The 14236-nt window shown below is 70.8% G+C and carries 12 protein-coding genes and 1 tRNA gene; 8 read left to right on the plus strand and 5 right to left on the minus strand.

Features of this window, described 5'->3' with window-relative positions; translation table 11 throughout:
* The first annotated feature begins 110 nt into the window (after positions 1-110).
* Together O7624_RS24955 and O7624_RS24960 are read left to right on the plus strand one after the other, a co-directional pair.
* The gene (locus O7624_RS24955) at positions 111-572 is read left to right on the plus strand and encodes an Rrf2 family transcriptional regulator (protein ID WP_093401500.1); all 462 of its coding nucleotides are present in this window, start codon (positions 111-113) and stop codon (positions 570-572) included.
* A gap of 135 nt (positions 573-707) precedes the next feature.
* Complete coding sequence (locus O7624_RS24960) at positions 708-1655, plus strand: sulfite exporter TauE/SafE family protein (protein ID WP_282237471.1); 948 nt, start codon at positions 708-710, stop codon at positions 1653-1655.
* 73 nt (positions 1656-1728) lie between these two features.
* Here O7624_RS24960 and O7624_RS24965 read toward each other — a convergent pair whose 3' ends face one another.
* A complete protein-coding gene (locus O7624_RS24965) occupies positions 1729-3165 on the minus strand; it encodes a pyridoxal-dependent decarboxylase (RefSeq protein ID WP_282237472.1) in 1437 nt (478 codons plus the stop codon).
* A 241-nt stretch (positions 3166-3406) separates the two neighbouring features.
* Here O7624_RS24965 and O7624_RS24970 point away from each other — a divergent pair, with 241 nt between their 5' ends.
* Positions 3407-5677: a cellulose binding domain-containing protein gene (locus tag O7624_RS24970; RefSeq protein ID WP_282237473.1), complete on the plus strand. Its 2271-nt coding sequence runs from the start codon at positions 3407-3409 to the stop codon at positions 5675-5677.
* A gap of 276 nt (positions 5678-5953) precedes the next feature.
* Here the strand turns inward: O7624_RS24970 and O7624_RS24975 are convergent, their stop codons facing one another.
* Complete coding sequence (locus O7624_RS24975; protein ID WP_282237474.1) at positions 5954-6958, minus strand: LLM class flavin-dependent oxidoreductase; 1005 nt, start codon at positions 6956-6958, stop codon at positions 5954-5956.
* A 56-nt stretch (positions 6959-7014) separates the two neighbouring features.
* On the minus strand, positions 7015-7494 hold the full coding sequence (locus O7624_RS24980) for an Lrp/AsnC family transcriptional regulator (protein WP_093401496.1): 480 nt from the start codon (positions 7492-7494) through the stop codon (positions 7015-7017).
* A gap of 83 nt (positions 7495-7577) precedes the next feature.
* On the opposite strand from O7624_RS24980, the gene O7624_RS24985 reads away from it, so the two are divergent.
* Positions 7578-8753: a PLP-dependent transferase gene (locus tag O7624_RS24985; RefSeq protein WP_282237475.1), complete on the plus strand. Its 1176-nt coding sequence runs from the start codon at positions 7578-7580 to the stop codon at positions 8751-8753.
* Positions 8754-8809: 56 nt separating this feature from the next.
* Here the strand turns inward: O7624_RS24985 and O7624_RS24990 are convergent, their stop codons facing one another.
* Positions 8810-9313 (minus strand): hypothetical protein, encoded by a 504-nt coding sequence (locus tag O7624_RS24990; RefSeq protein WP_282237476.1) that lies wholly within the window; start codon positions 9311-9313, stop codon positions 8810-8812.
* 278 nt (positions 9314-9591) lie between these two features.
* A tRNA-Leu gene (locus O7624_RS24995) sits at positions 9592-9674 on the minus strand.
* 81 nt (positions 9675-9755) lie between these two features.
* On the opposite strand from O7624_RS24995, the gene O7624_RS25000 reads away from it, so the two are divergent.
* From O7624_RS25000 to O7624_RS25015, 4 genes are all read left to right on the plus strand, one after another.
* Positions 9756-10376, plus strand: coding sequence for a response regulator (locus O7624_RS25000; RefSeq protein WP_282237477.1), 621 nt, complete (start codon positions 9756-9758; stop codon positions 10374-10376).
* A 99-nt stretch (positions 10377-10475) separates the two neighbouring features.
* On the plus strand, positions 10476-11666 hold the full coding sequence (locus O7624_RS25005; RefSeq protein WP_282237478.1) for a hypothetical protein: 1191 nt from the start codon (positions 10476-10478) through the stop codon (positions 11664-11666).
* A gap of 364 nt (positions 11667-12030) precedes the next feature.
* Positions 12031-13185, plus strand: coding sequence for a branched-chain amino acid ABC transporter substrate-binding protein (locus tag O7624_RS25010; protein ID WP_093401492.1), 1155 nt, complete (start codon positions 12031-12033; stop codon positions 13183-13185).
* 66 nt (positions 13186-13251) lie between these two features.
* Positions 13252-14235, plus strand: a complete 984-nt coding sequence (locus tag O7624_RS25015) for a branched-chain amino acid ABC transporter permease (protein ID WP_093401491.1) — start codon at positions 13252-13254, stop codon at positions 14233-14235.
* Position 14236: the final 1 nt, after the last annotated feature.

Consider the following 14236-nt stretch of genomic DNA (forward strand, 5'->3'; position numbering starts at 1 on the left):
CACCGTTCGGCGTCCTCGGTCGGCGACCGACAGCGACCACGGTATGACGCGCCGGACCTTGGTCGGGCCGCCGGGCAACCTCCGGATACCCGACAGTTAACCTTTCCGACATGCGTCTCTCAGCCCGGGTGGACTACGCCCTTCGAGCGGTCGCCGAACTGGCCTCGGTGACCGGGGCTGGACGTGGTCGCCCGGTCACCGCCGACCAGATCGCGCGGGCCCAGCAGATCCCACCGAAGTTCCTGGAGAGCATCCTGCTGCAACTGCGCCGTGCCGGTGTGGTGCAGGCCCAACGCGGGCCCGAGGGCGGCTACTGGCTGGCCCGGCCGGCCGAGGAGATCTGCCTCGCCGACGTGATCCGGGTGATCGACGGGCCGTTGGCCCACGTTCGGGGCCAACGCCCCGAGCATCTCGGCTACCAGGGTGCGGCCCGGGCGTTGCAGGAGGTCTGGATCGCGTTGCGGGCCAGCGAGCGGCAGATCCTCGAACTGGTCACCGTCGCCGACGTGGCGCGGGGCACCCTGCCCGAGCCGGTCACCAAGCTGGTCGCCGACCCCGGCGCCTGGACCTGACCAACCGCGCCACCGTCGGACGGCGGCCACGCGTCGGCGTGTCGTCTCACTGACTGATCCCAGGGTTGACCGGAGACCGACCATGCCGCATTCTCGACCAAGCCGATAGGAGATATCGAATAGCCAGGAGGCGTCGTGCGCAAGCTGCTCGTCATCGCGTTGGTGGGGCTCGCCGCGCAACTGGTCGATGGTTCGCTCGGCATGGCGTACGGGCTGACCTCCTCGACGCTGTTGCTCCTGGCCGGCGTCGCACCGGCCGCCGCGTCCGCCTCGGTGCACCTGGCCGAGATCGGCACCACGCTCGCCGCAGGCACGGCGCACTGGCGGTTCGGCAATGTCGACTGGCGGGTGGTGCGCCGCATCGCGCTGCCCGGCGCGCTCGGCGCCTTCGCCGGCGCCACCTTCCTCAGCGCGCTCTCCACCGAGTCGGCCGCACCCTGGATGGCCGCGATCCTGTTCACGCTCGGCGCGTACCTGCTCATCCGGTTCTCCCGGCCGCTGCGCCGAAACCCGGCCGCCGGCCGGCTGCGCGGGCGTTTCCTCGGCCCGCTCGGCCTCGTCGCCGGCTTCGTCGACGCCACCGGCGGCGGTGGCTGGGGCCCGGTGGCCACCCCGGCCCTGCTGGTCAGCGGCCGGATGGAGCCCCGCAAGGTGATCGGCTCGGTGGACACCTCCGAGTTTGTCGTGGCCGCCGCCGCCAGCCTCGGCTTCCTGATCGGTCTGGGCACCGAGGGCTTCCTGCTGCCGATCGTGCTCGCGCTGCTCGCCGGTGGCCTGATCGCCGCACCGATCGCGGCCTGGCTGGTGCGCATCGTGCCGGCCCAACTGCTCGGCGCGGCCGTTGGCGGCGTGATCGTGCTGACCAACGCCCGCGTCCTGATCCGCGCCGGTGACCTGGGTGGTCCCCTGCCGGTGCTCGTCTACCTGCTGCTGGCCGCGGGCTGGATCACGGCCCTGACGCTGGCGATCCGGGTGCTGCTGCGGACCCGCCGCGAGCGGGCCCTCGCCGCGACCCACGCCACCGACGTGGCGCCCCCCACCGCCGAGCCGGTCGGCGCATCCGCCCACCCCGATCCCCGTTGACCATGAGGTTTGTCGTTTCGGCAAGCCGGAGCGGGGGACGACGACCTCATGTCGACAAGCGGGTTGCGGGCGATCAGATCTCCCGGGGCAGGGTCGCTGCGGTGCGCGAGATCAGCTCCCATGCCTCGTCGACGTGCGCCTGCGTGGTCTGCGGGGCGCCGATGGCCAGCCGCAGAGTGTGGCGGCCGGCGACCCGGGTGTGGGTCAGGTACACCTTGCCGGCGGCGTTCACCGCCGCCAGCAGCCGCTCGTTCGGCCCGTCCGCGCCGCGCAGCCGGAAACACACAAGGGCGTACGGGTGGTCGGCGACCAGTTCGAACCGGTCGTCGGCGCGGACCCGGTCGGCGAACCCGGCGGCCAGCGCCACCCCTCGGCGGATGTGCTCGCGCAGGCCCTCGACGCCGTACCAGCGCAGCACGAACCACAGCTTCAAGGCCCGGAACCGCCGACCCAGCGGCACCTGCCAATCCCGGTAGTCGATCACCGCGCCGGACTCGGTGGCGGCGTTGCGCAGGTACTCCGGCAGCACGGTCAGCGCCTCGACCAACTCGCCCGCGTCGGCGACCCAGAACGCGTCGCAGTCGAAGCCGGTGAGCAGCCACTTGTGCGGGTCGAAGCAGTACGAGTCGGCGTACTCCAGACCCGCGTGGCCGAACCGCAACTCCGGGCAGACCGCCGCCGCGCCCGCGTACGCGGCGTCGACGTGCAGGAAGACACCCTGCTCGGCGCAGATCGGGCCGATGGCCGGCAACGGATCCACCGCCGTGGTGGAGGTGGTGCCGACGGTCGCCACCACCAGGGCGGGCACCACCCCGGCAGCCCGGTCCGCCTCGATCGCGGCGCGCAGCGCCACCGGCGACATCGCTCGGGTCGCCGGGTCAACCTCGATCAGGCGTACGCCGTCGGCGCCCAGCCCGGCGATCCGGGCGGCCTTCTCCACCGACGAGTGCGCCTCCGTCGAGGCGTACACCCGGTAGCGGCGGTCGACGCCGGCCTGACGCCACCGCCCGCCGGCGGCCCGGTGCAGCGCGACCAGGGTGGCCACCAGGGTGGCCGAGGAGGCCGAGTCCTGGATGACGCCGCCGCCGCTGCCGGTGGAGCGAAACCGGGCCGGCAGGTCCAGCAGGTCGGCCAGCCAGTCGAGCAGCACCGTCTCCAACTCGGTGCAGGCCGGACCGGTGGCCCAGAGCATCCCCTGCACGCCGAGCCCGGCGCTGACCAGGTCACCGAGCACGCTGGGGCCCGAGGTGTTGGCCGGGAAGTACCCGAAGAAGCCCGGATGCTGCCAGTGGGTGAGCCCGGGAGCGACCAGCTTGTCCAGGTCGGCGAGGACCGCCTCGACCGGTTCACCGTGGGCCGGTGGCCCGGCCGGCAGCCCGGCGGCCACCGTGCCGGGCGGGTCCTGGGAGGTCACCGGGCGTTGCGGCAGGGTCGCCCAGTAGTCGGCGATCCAGTCGACCACCGCGTACCCGGCCCGGCGGAACTCCTCGGGCGTCATGTGTGCAGCCACCTGGCGAGTGGATCAAAGGAGCGGCTCCGGAGCAAGGCGGCAGATCGATTGTGAGCAGAAAACGCTTGCCCTAGCATCACAGATGCGCGGGAACGCACTCACTGCCATCGATTCGATGGACTCTTTCCGCTAGCGCGGCGCGGCCGCCGGCCCGGGCACGGCCGGCGGACAACGCTCGTCGGCTCCGGGCACGGCCGGCGGACCACCTGACGCCGCGCGTCCGACCTCCACCGGAGGAACCATGCTTCGCACCGCCCCCCGGGCGGCCCTGTTCGCCGCGGCCACCGTCACCGCGGTCGCCGCCGCCGGCGTGCTGACCACCCTGACCGCCTCGGCCGCCGCCGCGGGATGCCGCGTCGACTACCGCGTCACCAACCAGTGGACCGGCGGGTTCGGCGCCGACGTCACCGTCACCAACCTCGGCGACCCGGTGAACGGCTGGACGCTGACCTGGTCCTACGCCGCCGGGCAACAGGTCACCCAGGCCTGGAACACCACAGTCACCCAGTCCGGCGCCCAGGTGAGCGCCCGCAACGTCGACTACAACGCCGCCATCGGCACCAACGGCAGCGTCAACTTCGGTTTCAACGGCTCGTGGAACGGCAGCAACCCGGCCCCGACCAGCTTCGCGCTGAACGGCACCACCTGTACCGGCGCCACCACCCCGACCACCCCGCCACCCACCACCTCGCCACCGACCACGCCGCCACCGTCACCCACCACGCCGCCGCCCACCACGCCTCCGCCCACCACGCCACCGGCCGGGGCCATGCAGGCGGAGGACCTGGACCGGGGCCTGGTCAGCGTCCGCTCCGGGTCGGCCAACCTGGTCTCCTGGCGGCTGCTCGGCACCGAGACCACCGGCGTCGCGTTCAACCTCTACCGGGGCACGACCAGGGTGAACTCCAGCCCGATCGCCGGCGCGACCAACTACCTGGACAGCGGCGCGCCGGCCGGCGCGCCGTACACCGTACGGGCCGTGGTGGGCGGCACCGAGCAGGCCGCTTCCGCCCCCGCTCTGCAGTTCGCCTCCGGCTACCTGGACGTGCCGTTGCAGGTTCCGCCCGGCGGCACCACCCCCAGCGGCGAGGCGTACAGCTACAGCGCCAACGACGCCAGCGTCGGCGACCTCGACGGCGACGGCCGGTACGAGTTCGTGCTCAAGTGGGACCCGTCAAACGCCAAGGACAACTCGCAGTCCGGCTACACCGGCAATGTCTACGTCGACGCGTACACCCTCACCGGCACCCGGCTGTGGCGCATCGACCTCGGCCGCAACATCCGGGCCGGGGCCCACTACACCCAGTTCCAGGTGTACGACTACGACGGCGACGGCCGTGCCGAGGTGGCCATGAAGACCGCCGACGGCACCCGCTCCGGCACCGGCCAGGTGATCGGCAACGCCAGCGCCGACCACCGCAACTCCGCCGGCTACGTTCTCGCCGGCCCCGAGTACCTGACCATGTTCGACGGCCGCACCGGCGCCGCCCTCTCCACCGTCAACTACGACCCACCGCGCGGCACCGTCTCCTCCTGGGGCGACAACTACGGCAACCGGGTCGACCGGTTCCTCGCCGGCACGGCGTACCTCGACGGACAACGCCCATCGCTGATCATGGCCCGCGGCTACTACACCCGCGCGGTCATCGCGGCCTGGGACTTCCGCAACGGCACCCTCACCAAGCGGTGGACCTTCGACTCCAACGCCGCCGGCAACGGTGCCGCCGCCGGGCAGGGCAACCACAGCCTCTCCATCGCCGACGTCGACGGCGACGGCCGGCAGGAGATCGTCTACGGCGCGGCCACCATCGACGACAACGGTCGCCTGCTCTGGTCGACAGGCCACGGCCACGGCGACGCCGGGCACGTCGGCGACCTCGACCCGTCCCGACCCGGGCTGGAGTACTTCAAGGTCAGCGAGGACGGCAGCAAGCCCAGCTCCTGGTTCGCCGACGCCCGCACCGGCCAGATCCTCTGGTCCACCCCGACCGGCGGCGACAACGGTCGGGGCGTCTCCGCCGACATCTGGGCCGGCAGCCCCGGCGCAGAATCCTGGTCGTCCGCAGTCAGCGGACTGGCCAACACCCGCGGCCAGAACATCGGCCGCAAGCCCTCCTCGACGAACTTCCTGATCTGGTGGGACGGCGATCCGGTCCGCGAACTGCTCGACGCCACCCGGATCGACAAGTACGGCACCGGCGGCGACACCCGCCTGCTCACCGGCAGTGGCGTGGCGGCCAACAACGGCACCAAGGCCACCCCCGCGCTCTCGGCCGACCTGTTCGGCGACTGGCGGGAGGAGGTGGTCTGGCGTACCAGCGACAGCCGGGCGCTGCGGATCTACAGCACCCCGACGCCGACAGGCACCCGGATCCACACCCTGATGCACGACCTGCAGTACCGGGTCGCCATCGCCTGGCAGAACACCGCCTACAACCAGCCCCCGCACCCGAGCTTCTTCATCGGCGACGGCATGACCACGCCACCCCCGCCCGACATCCACCTGCGTTGACCGGCGGCCGGACGAAGCGGTAGAAGAGAGAAAGGAAAAGGCACCGGGCCGCAATCGCGGAATCCGCACAACTGCGGCCCGGTGCCCCACACCGCGGCACCCCCGACCCGTCCCGACCGGGGAGTGCCGTACCACCACCGGATACAAAGTTAGGCGGGCTCCGCGTCGCGAGGGTGACGCTGTCGTGAAGATCGTGTTTCGCGGCCCCGGAAACGCTGTGACCTGGGCCACCATGCGGTCCCGGCCAGCGAAGCCCACCGGGCGGCGGCCACCGCGTCAGCGGCGCAGACCGCCAGCCACCTCGGTCGCGATCAGCTCGAACGAACGCACCCGGTCGGCGACGTCGTACACCATCGTGGTCAGCATCAACTCGTCCGCGCCGGTGCTGGCCAGCAGGTCGCCCAACTGCCGGCGTACCGTCTCCGGGGAACCGCTCGCCTGACCCTGCCGGCGCTGCGCCAGGAACTCCCGCTCGAACTCGGTGTACGGGTACGCCGCCGCCTCGTCCGGGCTCGCCAGAGGCTGCGGCCGACCCGACCGCAGCCGCAGGAACGACAACCCGGCCGGCCCGGCCAACCACTCGGCGCGCTCGTCGGACTCCGCACACACCGCGTTCACCGCCACCATCGCGTACGGCCGCTCCAGCCACCGCGACGGACGGAAACTCTGCCGGTACAGCGCCAACGCCGGCAACGTGTTCTGCGCGCTGAAGTGGTGCGCGAAGGAGAACGGCAGGCCCAGCGCGCCGGCCAGCTGACCGCTGAACCCACTGGAACCCAGCAACCACACCGCCGGTCGCTGCCCACGCCCCGGAGTCGCGGTGATCCGGCCCGACCCGGCCTCGTCGAAGTAGCCCATCAGGTCGTTCAGCTCGCGGGGAAAACCCTCGGCGGACAGGCCCTCCATGGTCCGGCGCAGCGCCAACGCGGTCACCTGATCCGTGCCCGGAGCACGGCCGATGCCCAGGTCGATCCGCCCCGGATGCAACGCCTCCAGGGTGCCGAACTGCTCGGCAACCACAAGCGGCGGGTGGTTGGGCAGCATCACCCCACCCGAACCGACCCGGATGTCGGTGGTGTGCGCGGCCAGATGCGCGATCAGCACCGCCGGCGCCGAGGACGCGATGGCCGGCATGTTGTGATGCTCGGCCACCCAGAACCTGTGGTAGCCCAACTCGTCGGCGCGTCGCGCCAACGCGGTGGTGTGCCGCAACGCCTCACCGGCGGAGGCGCCGGCGGCGACGGGAGCGAGGTCGAGGACAGACAACGGTACGTCGATCACGCGGCTGGCCAACCCGGCGTACGCCCGTTCTGTTCCCGAACCGTACGGCGACGTGATCAACCTGACCCGCGGGCCTGTTCGAAGATCAGGCTGGTCTGCGTGTGCTGCACCGCCGGATCCACCGCCAGATGGTCCAGTACGAAGTCGCGCAGCGCCTCCGCCGAGGCCGCCCGCACGTGCAGCACGTAATCCTCCGCGCCGGCAACATGGAACACCGACACCACGCCCGGCAGGCGCACCGAGCGGGCCCGGAACGCGTCCACCGCCGCCCGCGCGTGCTCGGTCAGCCGCACCGACACCAGCGCCTGCAACGGCAATCCCAACGCCGCCGGATGCACCTCGGCGTGGAAACCCCGGATCGCTCCGCTCTCCCGCAGTGCCCGGGTGCGCGCCAGGCAGGTCGACGGCGCCACCCCCACCCGTTCGGCCAGGGCATTGTTCGGCAACCGGCCGTCGCCGGCCAGCGCGGCCAGGATGGCGCGGTCGGTGTCGTCGAGGGCCGCGAACGGCCGAACATCGTTCGATACGGGGGGCATGCCGCCATCCTGCACCGAACGTCGCCGGCAACGAAAGGGATTATGGCGAATATTATTCGGAACTATTGCCCATGATGGGCGGGATGTTCGATCCTCTCGACATGACGACCGTGGACACCCGAGCCGTGCACGCCGGCCGCGACGACCTCGCCGCGCTCGGCGTCCACGTGCCGCCGATCGACCTGTCCACCACCAACCCCCTGCCCTCGGTGGACGCCGGCGGCGACGCCTACGAAACCCTCGCCACCGGCGGCACCCTCCCCACCGACGCCAGCGCCGTCTACCAACGGCTGTGGAACCCGACCGTCGCCCGCTTTGAAACCGCCCTCGCCGAACTGGAAGGCACCACCGAAGCCGTCGCCTACGCCAGCGGCATGGCCGCGCTCACCGCCGCCCTGCTCGCCGCCACCCGCGACGGCCGACGACACCTGGTCGCCGTCCGCCCCCTCTACGGCGGCACCGACCACGTCCTCGCCACCGGCCTGCTCGGCACCGACGTCACCTGGGCCCGGCCCGACACCGTCGCCGCCGCCATCCGCCCCGACACCGCCCTGGTGGTCGCCGAGACCCCGGCCAACCCCACCCTCGACCTGATCGACATCGCCGCCCTCGCCGACGCCGCCGGCCAGGTGCCCCTGCTGATCGACAACACCGTCGCCACGCCGGTCCTCCAGCAACCCACCCGACACGGTGCCCAGCTGGTGCTGCACAGCGCCACCAAGAGCATCGGCGGCCACGGCGACGTCCTCGCCGGAGTGATCGCCTGCGACGCCGAGTGGGCCGCCCGGCTGCGTCAGGTCCGCGCCCTCACCGGCGCGATCCTGCACCCACTCGGGGCCTACCTGCTGCACCGCGGCCTGCAAACGCTGCCGCTGCGGGTCCGCGCCCAGCAGGCCGGCGCCGAGAAACTCGCCCCCTGGCTCGCCGCGCACCCGGCGGTCGCGCGGGTCCACCACCCCGGCACCAACGATCCGGCCGGGCTCGTCGGCCGGCAGATGTCCGGCCCGGGCAGCCTCCTCGCCTTCGAGGTACGCGGCGGCGCACCCGCCGCCGCAGCGGTCGCCGACGCCTGCCGGCTGATCACACACGCGGTCTCCCTCGGTGGCGTCGATACGCTCATCCAGCACCCGGCTTCCCTCACCCACCGCCCCGTCGAGGCGGATGCCAGACCCGACGGCGGACTGCTGCGCCTCTCCGTCGGCCTGGAGGACCCCGAGGACCTGCGCGCCGACCTGGAGCACGCGCTCGCCACGATCTGACCCCGGTCGACCCTTCGGGGGTGCGGAGAGTCGTCGGTCGGCGGTGTCCGCGTGGTTCACGACTTCGGGCCGACGTGGCGATCGAGCGCGGCGACCGCCTCCCGCCGGGCGACCGAGAGGCTGTTGGGACGGTTCATCCGCCAGGCGATGCCGAGCAGGTCCAGGCCCCACTGGCAGAGGCCCATGATGTCGGTGGACTCGTTGACGAACATGTAACGCGGGTAGACGTACGTCTTTCCCCGCACGGTGACCCGGTTCGCGATCCGGCAACCGTCGGAGTGGAACAGGCCGCGCAGAAAGGCGCCGGGGACCGTCCGGACAATGCGCTCCTGCCAATCGGCAAGAGCTATCCGCCGTTCGTGCTTCTTGCCGGGCCCGTGTTGCGGCAGCAGGCAGGGCCAGTGTGTGCCGTAGCTCTGCACCCCAACGCAGCCCTGTTTCTGCACGCGTTGCACGGAGGCTGCCAGCACCGCGCGCATGGCGCTGTCGCACAGGGAGATCAGGTTCGGCCAGGTGTCGGAGCAGTAGATGCGCAGAACCGGTACCCGTGCGCTGGTCACCAGGTGACCGTCTCCCAGGTAGAGACCGAGGAGGTAGGCGTAGGCCGATGGCTCGGAGGGACCGTCCTCACCCGGCAGGCAACGGAAGCAGCGGGCCGAACTTCCGGCCATGACGGGTTCTGGCCGGTCGACACACCAGTGCCACACGGTGGTGTAGGGGAGCGAGAGGGCACGGGCCGTCGAGCGGATGTTGTGGCCCTGGGCACGTAGAGCACGGACGCGCTTCCGCATTTCGGGAGGATGCACGTCAGCATCATCGAACGCGTGTATGACAGGAGTGCCGGGAGCGGGATTCGAACCCGCAAGCCCTTTCGGGCAGAAGTGTTTGAGACTTCCGTGTATGCCGTTCCACCATCCCGGCGGGTGGGGCCTACTGTACCCGACTACGCTCGTGCGGGAGCATGGGTGGTAGCCGTGCCGGAAACGATGGTGGGAGTGGCTCGTGGCCGAGACGCAGACGGATGCCGCGCGCAGGCGGGTACTGATCGCCGAGGACGAGGCGCTGATCCGGCTGGACCTGGCCGAGATGCTGGCCGAGGAGGGCTACGAGGTGGTCGGCGAGGCCGGTGACGGCGAGACCGCCGTCCGGCTGGCCGAGGAACTCAAGCCCGACCTGGTGATCCTCGACATCAAGATGCCGATCATGGATGGGCTGGCGGCCGCCGAGCGGATTGCCGGTGCCCGGATCGCCCCGGTGATCATCCTGACCGCGTTCAGCCAGCGTGATCTGGTGGAGCGGGCTCGCGCGGCGGGTGCGATGGCGTACCTTGTCAAGCCCTTCCAGAAGAGCGACCTGGTGCCGGCCGTGGAGATCGCCCTCTCCCGCTACTCGGAGATCGCCGCGCTCGAGGCCGAGGTGGCCGGGCTGACCGATCGGCTTGAGGTCCGCAAGACCGTCGAGCGGGCCAAGGGCGCGCTGATGACCACGTACAACATGAGTGAGCCGCAGGCGTTCAAGTGGATCCAGCGCACCGCGATGGACCACCGGATGACCATGAAGGAGGTCTCCGAGCGGATCCTCGCCGAGACCGCCGGCGGTGAGGTGGCCGAGCCGGCCTCCTGACCGGCCGTCGACCCGGTCGCCGTAGCCGGTGGCCACAACGGGGCTGTCGTGGTTGCGCCCCATCGCCGAGGCTCGTTGTCACCGCTAGCATCTGGCCGTATGGGCGTTCGGTGCTTCGCGCGTACCCGGCGTCGCTTCTTCCTCGTGGTGTGCGGCCTGCTCGTGGTGCTGCTGGCTGGCTGTCCCGCAGCCGGCGGTGAGACCGACGAACCGGAGCCGGCGTCGTTGGTGTGGCAGCGGGTCCAGCTGCCGTCGCCCGACGGGCCGGGCCGGATCGTGGTGCGGGATCTGGCTGTCTGCGCGGGCCGTTGGTATGCGGCGGGTGCGGTTGCCGACGGGGCCGGTGCCGCCCGACCGGCAGCGTGGTCCAGCCGGGACGGTGCCCTGTGGACGCCGGTGCCGGTGGTGGCCGATTCCTATTACGGACGGCGGAGCGTGTTGTTCTCGATCGCCTGCCGCGACGGGCGCGCTGCTGCCGTCGGCGGCAAGGTGGGTGGTGCGCACGGCAATCCGCGGGTGAGCACCTGGTGGCAGCGGGGGGACGGCACGCTGGTCGAGGTGGCGGCGTCGTTCGAGCTGTACGGCGGGCCGAAGGCGGTGAATGTCTCCCGGTTGGCCGCCGGTCCCGCCGGTTGGCTGATCGTCGGCAATCGGGCCAGCGGTGCGGCGGCCTGGGTCTCGCCGGACGCTGCGGAGTTCACGCTGATCGAGGGCGCGCCGGAGCTGTCCACCGACGAGCAGGGTGTGACCTGGGCGTTCGATGCGGTGGCCGGGTCGTCGGGGTGGTTGGCGGTGGGTGGGCTGTTGGTCCCGGGCCGCATCGACCGGGATCCGGTGGCGTGGACGTCGGCGGACGGGCGTGGCTGGCGTCGCACCGTACTGGCCGGCACCGAGGCGTACGAGGAGATGCAGCGGGTGGTCCTGGTCGACGGCGCGCCGGTGGGGGTGGGGCTGCGGGGCCGGGGGTTCGGCGCGTGGCGTCAGGAGCCGACGGGTTGGACGGCGGCCGGTGGGTTCGGCGGGGTGGGCGGCGGGGTGCCCTCGGTCGGTGGGCTGGCCGCCGGGGCCGGCCGGATCGTGGCGGTGGTTTCCGACGGGGAGCGGTACGGCGGGTGGCTGTCGGACGACCGGGGTGACCGGTGGCGGGTGGTCGAGTTGCCGGTGCCGGCACCGGTGGGGGCGGACCGGAGTGTCAGCCTGGCGGCGGACGACAAACGGTGGTTGCTGGCGGTGGACGACGGCTTGGCCACGTCGCTCTGGTTCGCCCAGTTTCCGGCGACGCCGCAGTGAGTCCATTTGGCTACTTTCTGTAGCTGCTTCGGTTGATCGTACGGCGACGTCCGATTGTGGTGCTCGGCGTTCGGTACAGGTCCGTTCGGGTGATCGACGACGTCCCGAGTGGCGGACGGGCAGCCGCTCAACGACCGGTCAGCGGATTGACCTGTTACGGGAGTGGCGGCATTCGGGGTCGTCTTCGTAACGGTTTCGCAGACCCCGCCTCTGACTCTTCCGAGACCGTAGGAGTGTGGGTACGCTCCGCCATCACGAGCCGTAATGCAGGGGGTGTCCTTGCTGGGCCGGTGGTGCCGCGCCACAGCCGTCGCCGCCGCCCGGATCAGGTACCTGTCCTGCTTCTGGAGGAGGTCAGGAAGCCGTGAGGCGAAGCTATTCAAGGGCGCTGGGTACTGCCGCGCTCGCCGCGGTGCTGGTGGCAGCCGCGGGTTGCCAGGACACCGGTGGCAGCAACGGCGATGACACCGCGTCCGGGGACTGCGGTGGCAAGATCGCCATTTTCGGCGCGTTCAGTGGTGACAACGCGGGTCTGGTGCTGCCGTCGCTGAACGGCGCCAAGCTCGCGATCAAGCAGCACAACGACGCGAACGCCGACTGCCAGATCGAGATGGTCGAGTTCGACACGCAGGGTGACCCGGCGCAGGCCACTCCGGTGGCGAACCAGGTTGCGGGTGACGCCTCGTTCCTCGGTGTCATCGGCGGTCACTTCTCCGGTGAGTCGGACGCCACCATGCCGGTCTACGAGGCCGCCGGTCTGGTGATGGTCGCCCCGTCGGCGACCCGGACCGACCTGACCCAGAAGGGCAACAAGTCCTTCTTCCGGGTGGTCGGCAACGACGGCACCCAGGCGGGCGCCGTGGCGACCTACCTGAAGTCGCAGAACGCGCAGCGGGTCTTCCTGATCGACGACGCCAGCGCCTACGGTGCCGGCATCACCGCCGAGCTGACCAAGAACCTGGGCGCCACGATCGCCGCCAGCGACAAGATCCAGGAGCGGCAGGCGCAGTTCGACGCCACCATCTCGAAGATCAAGGCGGCGAACGCCGACTTCGTCTTCTACGGCGGGTACACCCGTGAGGCCGCGCCGCTGGTCCGCCAGATGCGTGCCGCCGGTGTCGAGGCGAAGTTCATCGGCCCGGACGGTCTCTACGACCCGGCCTTCCCGGCGGGTGCCTCCGGCGGTGCCGAGGGCTCCATCATCACCTGCCCGTGCCTCCCGGCCGACAAGGCCGGCGGTACCTTCACCGCCGACTACCAGGCCGCGTACGGCCAGGCGCCGGGTTCCTACGGCGCTGAGGGCTTCGACGCCGCGCAGATCTTCGTGGACGCCTTCAAGGATGGCAAGAAGAGCCGCGCCGAGATCCTGGAGTACGTGAAGAACTACGACAAGCAGGGCGTGTCGAAGTACATCAAGTTCGACGCCAACGGTGACGTTGACCCGTCGCGGGTTGTCATCTGGTCGTACGAGATCAAGGGCACGGCGTTCGAGCCGCTGCAGGAGCTCAAGCTCAGCTGACGACCGGCACCGAGTGCGGCCGGGGTTGTTCGTTGCCCCGGCCGCGCTCCATGCAAGGAGACCTTGGTGAATTTCGACGATCTCTTCGGCCACATCGGCCAGCACACCGTCGACGGGTTGTCCAAGGGGGCGATCTATGCCCTGATCGCCCTGGGCTACACCCTGGTGTACGGCGTCCTGCGTCTGATCAACTTTGCTCACTCCGAGGTGTTCATGGTCGGCACCTTCGCGGTGCTCGGCCTGTGGACCGCCTTCGGGGTGGAGAACAACCCGCCGATCGGCCAGGCGGTGCTGCTCCTGGTGCTCGGCCTGATAGTCGCGGCGCTGGCCTCGGGCGGCACCGCGCTGGCGATCGAACGGATCGCCTACCGCCCGCTGCGGCGTAAGAACGCGCCGCCACTGATCTTCCTGATCACCGCCATCGGCCTGTCGCTGGTGCTGGTGGAGATCTTCGGCCTGGTGCTGCCGAAGCTGCTGGGCGAGGCGGTGCCCTCGATCTTCGGTCGGGCCCGGATCATCCTCGGCATGCCGACGATCATCGAGCAGAAGACGCTCTTCACGATCTTCGGCACGTCGATCACCAACATTCAGTTGATCGTGTTCGTCTCCGCCGTGGTGATGATGGCGCTGCTGGACTGGTTCATCAACCGCACCCGGTACGGCCGGGGCGTGCGGGCGGTGGCGCAGAACCCGGAGACGGCGGCGTTGATGGGCGTCAACCAGGAGCGCGTGATCATGCTGATCTTCGTGCTGGGCGGCATCATGGCGGGCGCGGCGGCGCTGTTGTGGAGCATGCGCTTCGGCTTCACGCAGAACAGCATCGGGTTCGTGCTCGGTCTCAAGGCGTTCACCGCGGCCGTGCTCGGTGGCATCGGTAACCTGCGTGGCGCGCTTGTGGGCGGGCTGTTCCTCGGCATCGTCGAGGTCTACGGCGCCACCCTCTTCCAGTCCAGCTGGGAGGACGTCATCGCCTTCGTGGTGCTGGTGGTGGTGCTGATGTTCCGGCCCACCGGCATTCTGGGCGAATCGCTGGGGAGGGCCCGAGCATGAT

It is taken from the genome of Verrucosispora sp. WMMD1129 (assembly GCF_029581255.1).
Taxonomy (GTDB): Bacteria; Actinomycetota; Actinomycetes; order Mycobacteriales; family Micromonosporaceae; genus Micromonospora; species Micromonospora sediminimaris.